This window comes from Arthrobacter sp. R4-81 (assembly GCF_054792365.1).
Map to the genome: position 1 here is coordinate 3,229,247 of NZ_CP096445.1, position 17,621 is coordinate 3,246,867.

Consider the following 17,621-nt stretch of genomic DNA (forward strand, 5'->3'; position numbering starts at 1 on the left):
GCAATACCGGATGCGTTCCATGAGCTGGTACGTGCGATTACAGTCAATGGCATTCGCGTGCGTCCAGCGACTTTCCCTCGGAAGCAGTGCCGTCGCTGCGGACAAGGATCACAGTCATGCAGGTGAACTCCCCCGGCGGGTTTGCAACAATCTCAGCTCTTGGCTCAGTGGTTGACTCGACAGGTCCTCCGTCAAGATTCCACTTATAGACATCGCCCGGTTTCGGACTGGGGTTGGTCCACGTGAAAATCACCTTGCCCGGTGCTCCATCGACTGCCTTCAAATTCTCGATGTCAGGAACAACGCCATCGTCCAAGGGATCAGCGGGTGGCTGGCTGAACTGTTCCGTGGCGACTACATGCGGTTCGGGCCTCGTCTGGGACAGCGTTATTCCGAGGATGATCGCCACAACCAGAATGGTTCCACCGGCGATTGCCAGCCAGAGGTTCCGTTTCCCGGTGTCCTCGGGAACTTCCTCGGCATCTGCCTCACCCATTGCCCGGGGACGGTTGACCGTGGCGGCCAGGTCATTATCCCGGACGTCTTCATTTGCTGCGTACTGTCCAAGGGCAGCCTGTGGGCCAGGGCCGCCGGCTGGCCGGGCCGGAGCTACCGCCCTTGGTCCGCGCAGCATGGTTGCCTGGACCGAATCGTCCTGTTCGGTGTTGTTCCCCGCAGCGTAGCCGGTGGTGTTCCCCGCTGCGTACGCCGTGCCGGGACCCTGCCGTCCAGACTCCGTACGATCCTCGGGTTTGGGCGCGAACAACTGCCCCGGTACCTGGGAAGCGGGTGGCGGAGTCACCACGGGAGTAGGCGTCTGAGCCTTCGGCCCGGCCGGTTGAGCGGCTGGTTGAGCGGCTGGTTGCCAGGCTGGTTGGCGGGTCGGTTCACCGGCGAGGGGGCGGGTCCGTCCGGGGAACGTGGGAGCGCTGCCGGTCAGCTCGGGGTCAATCGAAGCGACGCTCCGAACCCGGGTCTCTTCGAAGCCGTCATCCGGGTGGCCGTCGTCGTGCTGCGGCTCTTCCAAAACCTCAAAGGGCGTCACAGACAGGTTCAGTTCAGCCTGGATGCGCTGGAGTGCAAGAGCAAAGGCGTGGGCGGAGGAGTACCGGGAAGTCGGGGACTTGGCCATCGCCGTCGACAACGCCAGCTCAAGGGACTGAGGGACGTCGGCGCGGCCCAGCCGTGGAACCGGCATATTGGAGATACGCGAAATCAGCTCACGCTGGGAATTGTCAGCACCCGGCATGACAAAGGGAGAGCGCCCGGCCAGGAGGGTGTACAGCGTGGCTCCCAGCGCCCAAACGTCCACCATGATGCCATCCACCGGACCGTCGCGGAACTGCTCCGGCGGGGACCAGGGAATGGACATCCCGGCGTCCTCATCGGCATCGCTTCCCAGGGTCCCTGAAATCCCGAAGTCAGTCAGGGCAGGCCTGTTGTAGTCGGTGACCAGGATGTTGGCGGGCTTGATGTCCCGGTGGGCGATGCCGGCACGGTGGGCGGTTTCGACGGCGGAGGCCACCTGGATGCCCACAGCAAGGACTTCGTCCACGCTGAAACGCTGCCGACGGTACCTGATGTCCAGGCTTGGCCTGGAACAGTACTCCATTGCCAGGTAAGAATGCCCGTCGTCAGTCACTTCGGCTTCGAAGATGGTGACGATATACGGGTGCGAGGACAGCTGAGCCATGAGGTTGGCCTCAGACTCGAACCGTCGTCGGGCACCATCAGTTTTCAGGCCCGAGAGCAGAACTTTGACGGCCACCTTGCGGCGGGGCCTGTCCTGTTCATAGAGGTACACATCCGAAAAACCGCCTGAGCCAAGGAGGCTGACGTAGGTGAAGCCGGGAATGCGGGGTGGTGGAGCGGGGGGACGTTTGGAACTCAACGGATCTCCTCAAACCGTAAGGAAATGTCATCACCGAGTTCAGCGATGTCCCCGTCCAGGAGAATGGCCATCTCACCTTGAGCCAACCGCCGTGGAGATTGCCCCTCGCGGACCAGGACTGTGCCGTTCGTGGCCTTCAGATCGCATAACATAACGTGCCAGCCCTCGAGCCTCACCTCCACGTGGGAACGTGAAATGTCTCCGCTCGGGCTGGCCACCTGGACGAGCCTGGGCATGACACCGCCCTGAACACGGGAAACAGAAGGCTGCCGCCCCACAATCATCGACTGGTCCAGATGTATCAGCTCGCCAGTGGACACCCGCATCCGGCCCAGCGCAGGCCTCGGGACCTGGACTGCATCATCGGGAAGAGGCTGGTGGCACGTGGAGCACTCGGAATGAGTAGGAGGATTTGCGTGGTTTTGCGGGCAAACACGGGCGAGGACCCTGGGCCCTGTCCGGTCACCGTTCGCGTCACCGTTGCCGGGGACGGAAGCTTGGCCGGCTGCTGCCATCCCGGCCAGATCACTTTTCATGATGGTCTGACCGTCATGGTCGCTGTCATCCACCAGCGGCAGGACGGGCGCTGGCGCTACCACCAGGAGCGGCTGCTCGGACCGGTTGTTGGACGCGGGTATGTTCGGCTGCCCACTGAACGGCGCATTGAACGGTGGATTGGACGGCGCGGGATTGGACGGCGGATTGGACGGCGAGCTAAAGGAAGGAGGCGTCGAGACGGAGGACGCATTGGAAGAACCGCTGCGCCATGGCACCGAGTCGATCAAACCGCCCTGCTGGAGCGGCGCGGCTGATGGCTCAGCAGGCTGTTGGGCTGGCTCCTGAACGTGCTCTTGGAAGGAGACGGCCAATGGTTGGTCCGCTGCTTCAGGGTCCTCTTCAGCTGGTTCGTTGCCGGTCACCGCAGGCCCGGTGCTTGCCCCTTGGGCAGCCTCGTCGGCATCCGGGTCTACCCGAACAGCGGCATCCTCGATGTTCCGCATCACTGTCTTTTCCCAGAGGTGATCGTAGCTGCCTGTCATTTCGACGGCGGCGACCTCCTCGGGCACATCAGATACTGCGGCGGAATCAGGTTCTTCAACCGGTTCAGCAACGTCGGCGTCGTCGTCGTCGTAGTCTTCATCGTCGTCGTGGATGCCCATTACGGTCTCCTGCGAGACCCCGTGATCAATCGCTACCTTCTCGGTCGCTCCGGGCAGGTTCCCTTCCGGCAGGTTCCCTTCGGGCAGGACCACGACGGCGGGAGGAGGCACCAGCTCCGGCACCACCTCTACCGGTCGTTCCGGCACCTGCGGCGCCTGGACCGGCGGTTCCGGCAGCTGCCGCGCCAGGATCTGCTGTTCGGGCACAACGGGTTCCGGCAGCAGCGCGGAGGGCACCCGAGCCAGCGGAACCTGCACATCAGAAACCCCTTCGCGGTCCATGCGCAGGCCCTGCAACAGCACAACCCCATCAGCCAGTGGCAACTCGGCGCCTCCGGCACTCCCGGCCGGAACCGTCACGGTGTACCACTGTGGATCCGCCAGGTGACGCTCAGTCCAGGTGGTGACATCGCGTCCGTTGAGTTCAACAGGGCCCTCGGCCAAGTGAGCTGTCAACTCGATATCGCCGCGGAGGAAAACGCGAAGGGAATGCTTGAAGTCCACAATGCCGAACGACGGGATCTGGGCCAAAGATCCGCCGGAAGCGCTAGTGACAGCATGGAGGACCTCATGGACCTCGGCGGAATTTCCCAACAGCCCCCAGAGGGAATGGACCAGCGCGGGGTCGGCCTCCGGACGCAGCAATACGGCAGTGCCGGACCGGACAACACCGATCCAGCTCCCCGGGCTGTAACTACTGGAGACCATGACCTTGCTCCCTGTCTTCCTGGACGGCGGCAGGGCTGCCTTCGGTCTGTGGCGCCTGGCCGATGTCGGTATCCGCCGCCTCTGGCCTGGTCTCTGGCACTGCCGCTGAACCCGCGTCTGAATCTGACTCCGGATCCGCTCCCGAACCTGACGACGGGTCCTTTTCGCCGCCACCCTCTTGGCTTTCCTGCTGCGGGTCATCCATTCCGGCGTTGATCAGGTTCCGCGGAAGCGTGTCTTCTTCCTCGGCCGCAACCACCGTGCGTGGTGCTGTGGTGACAGCGCCGGCGTCGTTCAAGACGTTCTTGGCGTCGACCACGATGACTGTGACATTGTCCCGGCCGCCGCTGCGAAGCGCGGATTGGATCAGGGCGTCAACAGCATCCTGGGGGTGGCCCACGGTGCTGAGGATGCGGAAGATGTGCTCATCGGTGAGTTCGGCATTGAGCCCGTCCGAACAGATGAGGATGCGGTCACCTTCTTCAACGGGTAGGAGCCAGTAGTCCGCTTCGGTTTCGTCGCCCGTGCCGAGGGCCCGTGTCACCACATGCCTGCGCGGGTGGACCGTTGCCTGCTCCGGGGTGATCTCACCGGCGTCAACCAGTTCCTGGACTTCGGAGTGGTCTACGGTGACCTGTGAAAATCCGCCCTGGCTGAGCCGATATGTCCGGGAGTCCCCGATGTTCATCACAAGCCAATACGGCAGGCCCATCTGCTCCACCACTACGGCACCGGTGAGCGTGGTGCCTGCCCTTGAGCCCGTGGCTTCCCGGATGCGCTCATCTGCAGTTATCAGGTACTGCTGTACGACGGCGGCCGTCGCGGTTCGCTCGCCTGTAGCAAGTTGCGGCATTCCAGCCAGGACACGAACACAGATGCCGCTTGCGATCTCCCCCGCCTCATGGCCGCCCATGCCATCCGCCACGGCAAACACCGGGTCCGATGCGATGAAGGAATCTTCATTGAGTTCCCGCCGCAATCCGCGGTCCGTTCCGTAACCGCAGCTCAGCTGCAGTCCGTGTTCGGTGTGCTGAGGAGGTGTGGAGGAGTCCGGCTCGGTGTTCATGCTTGTCCTAGATGAAAAGTGCGGTCACCGAAGTGGACGGTGGAACCTGGGCGGACGTATGCCGGCTGGCCTGCCTGCAAAGGGGTGCGGACGCCGTCGGGGGTGGTGACGGCACTGCCGTTGGTGGAATTCCGGTCTGTGACCCAGACTCCATCACGGTCCGAAAGGAGATGAAGATGCGTTTTGGAAATGGAACGGCCCGGATCCTGAATCGCGAGCATTTGCGTGACCTGCTCCCCTGAATGCGCCGCAGGATTCCTCCCGATCAGGACAGTGCGGTCGAGCTCGAAGTCGCGGCCGTCGTCGAGTCGGATCCGGAGGACAGCCAACGGCGCTGGCGGCTGTGCGCCCTTCAGCTGGGTACGCTCGTGGTCGTCATCGGGATGGGCGGCGGCGGAATACGGCTGGGATGCCGGTGCCTGGGCCATTGGCGCTGGAGCTGGAGCGGCAGGCTGGTGTACCTGTGCGGGCAGCTGGACCTGGGCCGGCAGCTGGACCGGAGGTGCCGCCTGCCCGGCAGCCGGAGCCGACCAGGGCTGGGGTGTTGCAGGGGCCTGCCATTTGTTCGGGTCCAATGCGGCACCGCCTGGAGCCGGAGCTTCAGAGGCCTGGCTGCCCGGCAGGTTCAGCTGCTGGGCGTTTATGACCTGCGGTGCCGTGGAGGCAGCTCCGGCAACCGGGGACGGAACCTGTTGGACCGGCGGGAGATCCAGGGGGGCGAAGCTGTAAGGGCCCTGGATACCGCCGGTGGTGACAGGATTCCTGCCCGCCTTGATATCGAACACGAGTGCCTTCGCCACGGCATCGTGCCACCCGCGGAGGTTACTGTTCTTGTCCCAGGTGTTTGAGACAACCACGATGACAGCCCACGCGCTTCCGAGGAGGAACAGCGGAGCAACGATCCAGAGCGCTATATCGAACGCTTTCAGGGCTACCAGCACAATCGCCGCCAGGATGGCAAGGATGATGCCGGCCCCTGTAATAATGCCGCGGAGAAAGACGGGACCAGCGCCAGGAGCGTAGCCATCCTTATCGGCGCTGCGAATCCCCATGATCTGGTTTCCGAGCGTGTTGCCCGTGCGGCCTTCGATCCCCATCAGGACCAGTGCGTACACGAGCGCGAGAGCCGAGCCGATTCCGCCCAGGAGGACCACCGTAGACGTGTCGTAGATGATGAAACCTCCGCTGAGCGTCCGCGTCACGCCAGCGAAACCGATGGTGAAGCTGATTGCCAACACGGCAAAGGCCGGAAGCCAGTCGAGCACGGCGGCGCCAAGGCGTGTACCGGCAGCTGCGGGTACTACCTCAAGTCGTGCTGCCATTCCGGCTTCTCCCCCTCGTCCAAGGCCCCCATTTCCGTGGCCGGAATTGTGCCCTGTTTGACCAGGCACTATCGGGATATTACCGGGAATTGAGGGGCGGTGCGCGGACAGCCACTCCTCCCGTGCCTGCTGCCCGTGATTCGCGTTGCGGGTACTCCTGGCGGCCCTGTTGTTTAACGGGACGCCACATGCCGTGCAAAAAGTGGCTCCGGCGCGGATCAGCTGCCGGCAGCGCTGGCAGCGCTCTGCGTCGTGTGTCATTACTCGTTGCGGTTCTTCCTGACAGTGGCGTCGTCCTCCGGATTGGACTGACCGCGAAGTTCGCGGCGTCCTCGTGGCGCGTCGCCGGATGGTGCCACCCCGGTTGGCGCGTTCCCGGGGTGCGCGTCCCCGGAGGATACATTCCCGGAGGGTACAGAAGCGGCCGGAGGGGTCTCTGCCTTATCTGCGGGCTCAGTCTTTCCTTCAGGCTGGCGCCCGGCCCCCAGGACCGGCCGCAGCCCGCGCAGGCTGAGTGCCGTCCTGCCGTCGGCAAGGAGGGACCGCGGCGAGAACCTGGCCTGCTGGCGGCGCCAGAAACCCACAGCTCCCGTCATGTCCTTGAGTGATCCTTCCACGATGGTCCAGTATTCCCGGACTTCCGCTTCGCTCGGCTGCCCCGCGCCGAAGATGCTCGCATCGGCGCGGTGTGCCAGCAAGGTGGTAGTCGACTGGGTAGCGGGGAAAGCTTCAGCCAGGACGACGGCGGATTCCCGCCGGGTGGCGCGGTGATCCACTCCTGCACCCATGTCAGTTGCGAGGCTCAGGAGTTCGTTCCACCCGCCGCCAACTCGGCGGGCAGGATCGCCTTCCGTGAAGCGGGCCTTTCGACGCCGGCCCTTCAGTAAGGCAATCAGCAGCAGGGGCAGCCCAAGGATGCCTATCGGGATCATGGCCAGGCCAATCGCGGCCAGAATGGGTCCCCAGAAGAGCCAGGGATTGTTCTTCTTCTGATCTGCATCCAATGCGTCCGGGGAGGAGTCCGGCGGCAGCTCAGCCGGCTCCTGTGGCGGGGGCGGCGGCTGCAGGACCTGGGGTTTGGGTTTGGACTTGCTCTCCGGATCCGGAGGGATGGGCACGTTGTCCTTAGACGGAGTGGGGTCGAAAGCAACCCACCCCACGCGGTCAAAAGCGACCTCAACCCAGGCGTGCACGTCCTTACCTGTGATGTTGACTTCCCCGGCCCCGTTTTCAGGGCTCTTGGGATCGGGATAGAACCCCATGACCACCCGGGAGGGGATGCCGAGATGCCGGAGCATCAGTGACATGGCCACGGCGTACTGCTCGTCGTCGCCCAGCATCTGCTTGGCTGTCAGGAGGTTCCTGATCCGTGCAGAGCCGTGTCCGGAGACACTGGGCAACTGGCCCTCGGTGATGAGGCCGTTGCTGAAGGCGCCCTTTTTCTGGAAATGCGCTTCGATCTGGCGGACCCTGTCCACGGCGGTCGGAGCGTCGGCAGAAAGGTCATTTGCCTGGGATCCGACGACGGGCGGCACTTCTACGGCATCCGGCATGCTGAACTTGGCAAAGTCATATTGAGTGAGCTGGCCGTGTTCCAGTTTGACGGGATCCGCTACCTGGATGCTGTAGGAGTCTCCCTTGGACAGCCCTTTCGTGGTGACGGCGGTATCCGTGCCGGAGTTGAAGTACAGCCCTGCGGCTGCATTGCTCGAAGCCTGCGAAAAGCTCAGGCCCGTGGTTTTTCGCCCGCCCGGCACGAAGTAGCCCTGGTAGTCCTCCACTGTGATTTCCAAGGTGTAGTCAACGGTGGGCACGATGCCGTCGGTATCCGCCAGGGTGTTGATGGATCTGGCGTCGCCGACCTTGCTGAAGTTCCCTGAGCTGTTGGGATCGATGTTGTAGTTGGTTCCGTTGAACGCATCCAGTGCAGCGAGGCGAACGCGCCCGTCCTTGGGCAGGCCCTTGACCACGAAGAGCTTGTCGTCCTTCTTGTCCTTCACGAAGGTCCGGAAGCTGGCCAGCGGAGTGATGTAGTCCTTCGGGTCGAAGGGCGGAACGATCGTGTTCCTGAGGACGCGGCGGTCATCGCTAGCGGTGACCATGGGCGAGACCAGGGCCGTGATGCCGACGCTGAGTGCAATGACCCCGGCTGCCGTGGCCAACCGCCGGGTCCGTGCTCTGCGGGCGGTTGAGGCATCGGTCTGCGGGCTGTTGACCGAGACCTTGCGGGTATCGCTGCGCCGCAGGGCATCACGCCGGAAGGTAGCCCAGGCAATGGCCAGCACTGTCAGGGCGATCCCTCGTTCCACCGTGAGGAAGCCTGCATTGGTGCTGAAGGCGATGCCGGTGACAAAGAGCACCAGGATCGGCAGCAGCGGCCAGTATGGCCCCTTCGAGCGCCAGGTCAGAAGGGCCGCGGCCAAGGCCGTGATGAAGGAACTGAGGAAGGGGACGATCAACACCCCGCCGGCGGTGCCAACGGGCACACCCACCGTCAGCATGTCCTTCCACGAAAAGACCACGCCCAGCAGCAGGGTCCGCAATGAATCCAAGGTGGGGATGAACCCGGCAATGGCTGCGCCCGGAACCGCAACCACAGTACCGAGGACCAAGTAGGCGGCCAAAGCAATCGCCGCCGTGATCAGCAGGCCAAGCCGAAGGTGGGCGTTGAGGGCTGCTACGCCCAGGCCCAGGACGATTCCACCAAATCCGGCCACAAGGTAGTAAGGGTCGCCGCCGTAACTGAGGCTGAAGCCCAGCACGCCCAGACCCATGAGTACGGTCAGGGCTGCAACGTCGACGGCGAAGTGCCACACCGGCCGCCCATCCAGGAAAGGGGACACTTGGGCGGGTGCTGCGGACTGGCGCCGGGTGCGGAGTCCGGTGGCGGAGCTCATGCTGCTGCCTTTCTGAGGACGATGGCCAGATCCGGCAGGTCTCCCAAGGTGAGAACAGTCAGGTCAGCGATGTTGGCACGTGAGGGCGCGGCGCCGGGCTGAAGGCGAACTGCCAGGCTTCGGACGCCTGCAGGGACGGAAGCAGCCGCCGATCGCAGTTGGGCAGGCGTGACCTGGCTGCCAACGATGAAGAACACGACTGAGGCATTGGGGACTTTATCGGCCAGGGTGCGGGCGAGGTCCACTGCGGTCTTGCGCATCGGGCTGCCAACGATCCTGGTCATGTCGTCGAGCATGTTCCGGCCTGTCTCGCAACGGAGCGGTCCTTTTTGGGTGAGGACATCAAGCTCACGCTGCTCTCTTATGGCTTGGCGGCCAATGGATGCAGCCACTGAAATGGCCATCTCGAATTCATGCTCGGAGCCATACTCATCGGTGTTGATGGACAGGGAGATGGCCAGGTGCGCGCGGCGCGTCTCCTCGAACTGGCGGACCATCAGCTTGTTGGTCCGCGCCGTCGTCTTCCAGTGGATATGGCGTCTGTCATCACCAGGCACGTAGTCGCGCAGCGCGTGAAAGGAAACGTCGGCGCTTGAGAGGTCAGTGGTGGGCATTCCTTCGAGGTCACGGATAAAGCCGGCAGCCGATCCGGCCAAAGCCACTGTCCTGGGGTGGACATAAAGGTCCTCGGGATCTGTCCACAGAACCTGCCTCCGCAGCAGGTGCAGGGGATCGGCCCGGACGGACCGGACCGGGCCGACAACGATGACCGCACGCCGCGCCGTAGGAATCGTGAAGAGATCCTCGTGAACCTGAGCGGGTTTCATTCGCGGCAGGTGGAAAATGGCCGTGGCTGCGCCCACCGGCAGTTCAAGGGCAGCCGGCAAGAGCGCCCGGGCTGAGGTGTTGGATACTGCGATGCTTCCTACCGCACTGTCGCCAACAGCCACCCTGGTGCGGGTGAGGTCCAGAATCACGCCATAAGATGACCTGCCAAGGACAAATCCCACCGCGATGACGAAGAGCACGAAGGCCGCTATGGCTGCTGCTTTGGCCTCCTGCCAGCCGAAGGACTGTCCTACCACCCACAGCAGGATGGACCCAGCCAGAATGGACCAGCCCAGCACGCTCACGATGGAGAGCACAGGCCAGACGAAGCGCAGCCACTGCGCCCGGACTACGCGCCAGACGGGCTCCACTGCGAGTTGGGCTGTGCTGAGGGCTTCCGTCCAGACTGCCGAGGGACGGAGGAGCTTGCCCCCGTTTTTTGTTGGAAGCAAGTGCCCTGCCGGCCGGAACTGGCGGAGGCGTTCAGCAAGCCGGTTCAACGGAGTGCTGCGGAACATAATGAGGCCTTTGATCGCGTACTGACTGGGATGGTTTTTGAAAGGACTTTGCTACGCGTTTGCCCGCTGCTGGGGAGCTGCCACGTCGGCAAGCACACGCGCAAGAATTGCCTCGGGGGTGGCTCCGGAGAACTCGGCTTCGGGGTCCATCACAAAGCGGTGGGTCCATACGACGCCGGCAAGGTCCTTGATGTCGTCCGGAAGAACGAAGTTCCGGCCCTGGCTTGCTGCCCAGACCTTAGCCGCGCGGACCATGGCCAAGGCACCGCGTACAGAGACGCCCAAGCGGGTCTCAGGGGCGTTGCGGGTCTCCTCGCAGAGCCGGGAGATGTACTCGAGCACGGCGGTGTCCACGTGCGTGGTGGCGGCCAGGTCAGCCATGTCAGCGATGGCCTGGGTGGTGATCACGGGGGAAATGTCCTTGGAGCGGTCCTTCAGGTTGGTGCCTCCCAGGATCTGGACGGTGGAGGCGTGGTCCGGATAGCCGATGGAAGTCTTCATGAGGAACCGGTCCAGCTGTGCCTCCGGCAGGCGGTAGGTTCCTGCCTGTTCGATCGGGTTCTGGGTTGCCATCACCATGAACGGGCGGCCCGCCTCATACGTGACGCCGTCTACCGTCACCCGGGATTCCTCCATGACCTCCAGGAGCGCGGACTGGGTCTTGGGCGACGCGCGGTTGATTTCGTCGGCGAGGACGATGTTGTTGAAGATCGGCCCCTTGTGGAACTCAAATTTTTGGGTCTTCTGGTCATAGATGGTCACGCCGGTAACATCCGAGGGCAGGAGGTCCGGGGTGAACTGGATGCGGTTGTTTGAACCTTGAACGGTCGCCGCCAACGCCCGGGCCAGCGACGTCTTACCAGTGCCCGGGGCGTCCTCGAACAGCACATGGCCCTCCGCGAGCATGGCGGTGAAGGTCAAGCGGATGACGTGTGCTTTACCGAGCACGGCGTGGCCGACGTTGGCAACGAGCTTCTCGAATGTTCCTGCAAACCAGGCGGCCTGCTCAGTTGTCATGGTCATGTGTAGTTCCTTTTTTCGTGTTCTGGTGAATTTCCCGGGCGAACTGATCTAAATTCGCCTAATTTCGGGTTAGTAGCTGGCCGGGCACGAGCCCATGCCTGAGGTCGAACTATTGACAGTGTCAGCCCGGATGAATCGGTATTCATTGGTCCAGCGGTTGCCGTCCTTGCTGTAGATATAGAACCAACGGCTCGATCCCCAGCCGTCGCGATAGCATTCCAGTTGCAAATTGGAGCCCTGCGGCATTTTGTACGAGGTGCAGGCGTCGCCACTCCAGTGATCGCCGGTGCCTTTTGCCTTCTCCAGGCAGCTGTTGACGTTAACCACCGCGGCCCAAGTTCGTGGTCCCGGCGGAGGTGGTTCTGCGCCGCTGCGAGACGTGTCCGCGCCAATCCTGCCCGGCTGTTCACCACTGATGGCCCGCACCTCAAGGCGATGAGCTTCGCCGAAGCCGACGCTATCGGAGAAAGAACGCTGCTGCGTGTTTTGCCAGCTTCCTCCGTCCATCCTGTACTGATAGCCAGACACCGGGCGGCCATTGCCGCTGGGTTGGGTCCAAGTCCAGGAAACAGTCCTATCCCCGACGCCGCTGCTGTTGCTCCCAGTTACGGTCGGCGCGAAGGCGAGCCCATAGGGATTAACCGCGTTGGATGCGGGACTGGCATCGCCAGCCGTGGAACTGCGGGAAGAGACAGCCCAGACCACGACCGCTGTCTCGGTGCCGTTGGCTGCGGGGACTACGCCTCCACCGGCAGGAATGTCTCCGCTGCCGCCACCCGTAGTCAACCGGTACTTATATGTAATCTCGCCAGCAGTAGACCCGTTGCGCTGGGCAGCGGTCAGCGCCGGGAATTTCACATCGATCTTTCCCCCGTCGCCATTGGTGTCGACGAGGCTAGCGGTCGGGGTCCCCACCATGTCCGGCTTGCCTGCTGCGCGGATGGGTGCCGACTGTGCGCTGTCACCACTGGTCCCCGCCTTGTTGGTGGCGGAGACCGTAAAAGAGTAGTCGGCTTCGGAGTTGGCCACCTTCACGTTCTGCGAAGTCCCGGACGTCACCGGTTGGCTCGATACAGCGGCTCCTCCATGCCACGTGGTGAGAGTATAGGAGGAGACGGCGTCGCCATTGTTGGCCGGGGGCGTCCACGTGACCTGGAGCTGGCTCTCCGCTCCGAGGGAACCGGCCTGCGAGGCTGAAGGCGCAGCGGGCGTTGCCGGCACTCCTGCGGGTACTTCCGACGCCGAATAAACGCTCCATTCGGACGGTTCCTTCGCATCATTGCGGGCGAGCACGCGCACCTTGTACGCGACGCCGTTTTGAAGGCCCTTCCAGACGTAGCTGGCTGCCGTGAGGTTTTGGATCTGCGCGTTCTGCCCGGCCGGAGCCGGAGAAATCTCCAGGTCATAAGACTTCACCGGTGAACCCTTGCTGGCCGGCGGCACCCAGGTCACCGTCAGCTCCTTGTCGCCGAACTTCAGCGCTGGGGCGAGTGGAGTGTCGGGCTTTACGTCGGGACGGACTTCAGCCGACGCCGGGGACCTGTCAGATTCATCGATGGCGTTGGTGGCCGTCACCTGGAAGTGGTACTTGGTGTTGTTGGTCAGCCCGGTCAACGTGCAGGTGTTTGCAGGGCAATCCTGCTGGTAGCCACCTTCTCCATAGACCGTATATTTGGTGATGGGAGACCCCCGGTCGGCCGGCGCCTGCCAGGTCAGCAATGCGCTTTCGTCACCGACGCTTTGGGCCTGCGGTGTGGTCGGAGCGGCAGGCTTGTCTTTGACCGTCAGGCGGATCCGGCCGGTGGCGTATCTGGAGGATTCCTCGGTCTTGTCTGCCACGGTATAGGACACAACCATGGTTCCTGTAAATCCAGTGGACGGTGTGACATTAAGGGAGCCCCCAGCCACTGCAACGTCTCCGGTGCCTGTTTCCGTAACAGCTGAGATGATTGTCAATGGCGTTTCGGGAAACGGATTCGAGTCGTTGGCGAGAACATTGACCGTCACGGGTTTTCCGGCCGCCGCATTCGGTTCAAGATCGTCGTTGGCTACAGGCTTAGGCCGGTCGGAGGCCGTAATAGCAAACTGGAACGTGGCCGTGGCTTCCAGGCCCCTTGGGTCCTTTGCCTTCACCTGCACGGCTCCAACAGCGCCGACATCGCTGCCATCGCTGCCGGAAATTCTCAATGACTTGCCGTCGATGGTGGTGTTGAACCCGGTGGGGTTGCCGCCAATAATCTCGTACTTCATGTTTTCGAGGTCGTCCCGGTCGGGATCTGCAGTCAGCTTGCCCAGGTCTGTAGTTGCCGAATCCCCCTTGGGTACATCCACTGACCCTCCGAGCAACGTTGGCGGGTTGTTCCGGTTGGGGTCGGGCAGCACCTTGGTCCGGATGCTGAGGGTGGATTTGAGGCCGGCCGGATCGTCGGGACCGGACCCGTCCGTAACTTCAAAGCTGATGGAACCAGGTCCGACGTAGTCCGCCCCGGCCGTATATTTCAATTCTGAGTTGTTACCGCCGATGGGGTCACTCCCATCGGCGCCGATGAGCTTGACGCGGTCACGTTGCGTCAGCCGTGGCGTATGCCCCTCACGGACCTTCACCCACTCATTCAGGTTGACCGTGACCGACTGCCCGGCCACCACTTCGAGGACTTCATCCTTGGACAGCGTGGGAACCTGCTGGCCGATTCCTGGCACCCAGATGATGGCCGTGGACTTTTGCCCGTCGACGTCCTCCACCTCGTAGGGAATGAGTTGTGGCTGCTCGGTGAGCTGCACAACCATGTTGCCTTCGGTTCCGGGAGCTGCCGTCGCGGTCTGGGCGGTGACTTTCAGGTTTTCCCCGACACCGTCCGGATCTTCATCGTTTTTCAGCACGGGAACGTCGACGGCGGTCTTGCCCAACGTCTGCGCGGAGGTGACACGGTCATCGCGGGCGATAGGTGCCTTGAGGGGTACCTCGTTGTCGGCCAAGACGCTAATGGAGGCTTTCGCCGACGCATCCCGATCGTCTGCAATCGTGTAACCGACATTGACTGTGCCCTCAGCGGAGGGTGCGAGCAGGATGATCCGGCCACTCTGCTTGCTGACAGTGGCCCGCAGTGCGGGATCTGCCTCGATACCATCGGTCAGGATGCGGATGAGGTCGCCGTCAGGATCACTGTCATTGCCAGTGGCATCAACGGCTATCTGGCGTCCCGGGCGCACCTTGACTTCGTCATCCACGGGCGTGGGTTGCTGGTTGGTGTCCCCTCGCGGAGCAATACCGATGGTCACGGTGCCGGTGTTCACGGCACCCTGGCGGTCCACCACTTTGTAGCGGAAGGTGTCGGTCCCCGCGCCGTCTCCCGCCGCCGTAAAGTCGATGAAGTTGCTGCCGACCGTGGCAGTGCCCATGTTGGGCGAACTGTCGATTCCCGTAAGTTGTACGGAATCGCCGTCGGGGTCTATCCCGTCCAGGGGCACCGGAATCCGAACTGAACCGGCAGCAACCACCCTCGCCGTCAGGTTCCGCGGCTGCGGACGTGAGTTCTCCGCCCCTTCAAGGGGCAGGATGTGGATGGTGACCGCTGCGGCACTCTTCTGGCCCTCGGGGTCGACGGCGTTGTAGATGGCGCGGACGGTCTTTGGCTGGCTCCCGGCAATGAACCGAAGGGAATTCTCCGACACGAAGCTCTTCCCGTCCTCCGCGGGAACCTCTTGCGGCAACACCGGATCAACTGTGAGCTTTTCGCCCTGCGGGTGGGTGTCGTTATCCAGGACGGGGATGGTCACGACGTCGTTGACGCGTACGTTCACTTCGTCCGGCTTGGGCTGAGGTGCTTCAACGACGGCGGGCGCAGGGACAGGAACAACGGAGACGCTGCCCGTGGCAGACTTTTTTCCATTGGACACGGTGTAACTGAAAATAAAGGGATCCTTGGTGCCCACCAGGTCGGTGATGCGCAGGACGCTGTGGTCGATGACGCTCACTGAGGCTGTGGAGTTTTCGGGCATGGATACCGACTGCAGCACCAGCACTCCCCCGGAAGGATCGGAGTCGTTCGCGAGCGGGTCCAGCAGCACGCTGCCGCCCACGGGCATGAGGGCGACGTCGTGGACAGCCACAGGATTGCCGGTGTCCTTCCCCGATTCAACATCGACACGGATCAGGCCCTGGCTGCTTTGGGGACCGTTGCTGGCAATATACGTCAGGTAAACCGGCCCCGGCGTCCCGCTGCGGAAAGTAAACGTGCCGCCTTCGGTAACAGGACCAGGCTCCGCAGGACCGGAGGCTTCCACCTGGGCGAGCCTCAGTGCGCCGCCGTTAGGGTCGACGTCGTTCTTCAGGGGTGCGATCACCAGGTCCTGGCCGACGACGGCGGTGACGTGGTCAGCATTCACAACCGGGGCCAGAGCGCCAGGGGGCTGAACGTTGATAACTACCTTGCCCGTAACTGTGGCGCGACCGTCCCAGATGGTGACCGTAACGTTTTTCTTGCCCGCGGCGGCTCCTGAGTCCTGATAGGTAAGGAGTCCATCCCGCCGCACCTTGACCTGGTCCTGGTCGTTGTCCGCCTTCGCGTCCATCAGTACGAGATCGTCGCCGTCGGGATCCATCCAGTCCGTCAGGATATTCTGGCTGACGGTTTTGCCCTGTTCCACAAGCATGGTGGTGGGTTCGCCGCGCTTGAAGACCGGCAGACGGTTCTCGTCCGGACCCACAACGTTAAGCGCGATGCTGCCACCCGCGGAGAGTCCCCGCCCGTCCGAAGCGTTGTAGTCAAAGGTTTCCACGCCCGGTTTGGCATCGGCCGGAATACTGACCTGGAATGCTGTTCCGCCGTAAATGTTCTCCAGATTCCCTGTCTTGGGGCCGGACGTTCCAACAGAGGCGGTGAGGACGTCGCCGTCGGGATCGGAGTCGTTGTCCAGCACCGGAAGGATGCTGGTGCGTCCCGGCCTGACTCCGAAGGCGTCAGGCTTGGTTTCGGGCGGGCGGTTCGGTTTGGTGCGGTCCGGCAGGATGTTGATGGTGTTGTTGTCGGCTGAGTCCTTGTCCTGCTCATCGGATTCATTCTTGGGTGGGACAACGTCGTCCCAGTTGTTCACCAGCTGCATGTTCTGGTTCACCAGCCACACATTGCCCGAATTCACATCATTAAGAACCACCAGATCCCGGTTCACCCGGAACACATACTCCGGAGACGCACTGGCCTTGGGAACATCAACGTTCTTGTCATCAGCGTCATTGACGCACTCGCGCACATACCTGTTCGCCCCCGACCACGCAGCATGCACACAGCCGCCCAGCTGCACCGGCGCCGCCGGAACACCCTCACCATTGAAGGTCACCGTCTTCGCCGTCGACCCGCCCAACGGCTGCAACAACAACGCCTTCGGAGTCGCCACCGCCACAGCATCAGAGGCAGGACCACTCTGCTGCAGCTTCGCGTCCTTCGCATCCGCCAACGCCAGCTCCCGCCCGCCCGGCAAAAACAGCTTCCCCCGCCCAGCATCCAACACCACCGGCTGATCCCCCACCACAGCCAACTGCAAATCACCGGCCCCCTTCAAGGCCTCCCACGTGCTCTCCTGAACCCCCGTGGACACACCCTCCGCATCCACAGACGTCACAGAAACCCTGCCTGTCTTCGGATCAGCACTGTAGATCCGGTCATCAGCGCCCACAGCCGACACCAAACCCTGCGAACCCACCACCACCGGCTCGCTGGACTCCTCATCAAAACCATTAACAGTGGACGGCGACAACGCCCACACCGTCCCCTTACCAGGATCAGTCACCGCCAAAACACCCCGGCCAAAACTCACATCCGCGGACCCCGGCAACTTCTTATCCCCACCCAGACGCATATTCGCCGCCGACACCTGATTCAACGTCGAACCCGTCGGATCATCAACAAAAACATCCCCGGCACTCTGCAACACATCAAAAGAAGTACTCGCCGGCGTCACCGCCCCATCCAGAACCCGCGACGGATAATTCAACCGCCCCACAGCATTCCTGGACTTACTCACAACCCAGACACCACCATCGTTCAACTCCACCTCAGTGGTCTTAAACCCCGGATAAACCACAGCACCAACCACCAACGCAGCACCAGCCACCGCAAAAACAGCCCCACTAAAAAACCCACTGCGGCGCCGACGAGACCCAGACCTGCCGAACAGATGTGTCACAGCCCTACAATTCCCCCGCAATAAA

General features: G+C 62.8%; 8 protein-coding genes. All 8 read right to left on the minus strand.

Going from position 1 to position 17,621, the window contains the following annotated elements; all coding sequences use genetic code 11:
• Positions 1 to 43 precede the first annotated feature (43 nt).
• Positions 44 to 1,891 carry a protein kinase domain-containing protein gene (locus M1E05_RS15040; RefSeq protein WP_461163402.1) on the minus strand — a complete coding sequence of 616 codons (1,848 nt, stop codon included), beginning with the start codon at positions 1,889 to 1,891 and terminating at the stop codon, positions 44 to 46.
• Positions 1,888 to 3,759, minus strand: coding sequence for an FHA domain-containing protein (locus tag M1E05_RS15045; RefSeq protein WP_461163403.1), 1,872 nt, complete (start codon positions 3,757 to 3,759; stop codon positions 1,888 to 1,890). The genes M1E05_RS15040 and M1E05_RS15045 overlap by 4 nt, the downstream gene beginning before the upstream one ends.
• Positions 3,746 to 4,825 (minus strand): PP2C family protein-serine/threonine phosphatase, encoded by a 1,080-nt coding sequence (locus tag M1E05_RS15050; protein WP_461163404.1) that lies wholly within the window; start codon positions 4,823 to 4,825, stop codon positions 3,746 to 3,748. The genes M1E05_RS15045 and M1E05_RS15050 overlap by 14 nt, the downstream gene beginning before the upstream one ends.
• On the minus strand, positions 4,822 to 6,147 hold the full coding sequence (locus M1E05_RS15055; protein ID WP_461163405.1) for an RDD family protein: 1,326 nt from the start codon (positions 6,145 to 6,147) through the stop codon (positions 4,822 to 4,824). Before M1E05_RS15055 ends, M1E05_RS15050 begins: the two co-directional genes overlap by 4 nt.
• Positions 6,148 to 6,407: 260 nt before the next feature.
• A complete protein-coding gene (locus M1E05_RS15060) occupies positions 6,408 to 9,044 on the minus strand; it encodes a transglutaminase family protein (RefSeq protein ID WP_461163406.1) in 2,637 nt (878 codons plus the stop codon).
• Positions 9,041 to 10,390 (minus strand): DUF58 domain-containing protein, encoded by a 1,350-nt coding sequence (locus M1E05_RS15065; RefSeq protein ID WP_461163407.1) that lies wholly within the window; start codon positions 10,388 to 10,390, stop codon positions 9,041 to 9,043. The genes M1E05_RS15060 and M1E05_RS15065 overlap by 4 nt, the downstream gene beginning before the upstream one ends.
• A 51-nt stretch (positions 10,391 to 10,441) precedes the next feature.
• Complete coding sequence (locus M1E05_RS15070) at positions 10,442 to 11,413, minus strand: AAA family ATPase (RefSeq protein WP_458113731.1); 972 nt, start codon at positions 11,411 to 11,413, stop codon at positions 10,442 to 10,444.
• Between the two features lie 69 nt (positions 11,414 to 11,482).
• Positions 11,483 to 17,596: an Ig-like domain-containing protein gene (locus M1E05_RS15075; protein ID WP_461163408.1), complete on the minus strand. Its 6,114-nt coding sequence runs from the start codon at positions 17,594 to 17,596 to the stop codon at positions 11,483 to 11,485.
• Positions 17,597 to 17,621 lie beyond the last annotated feature (25 nt).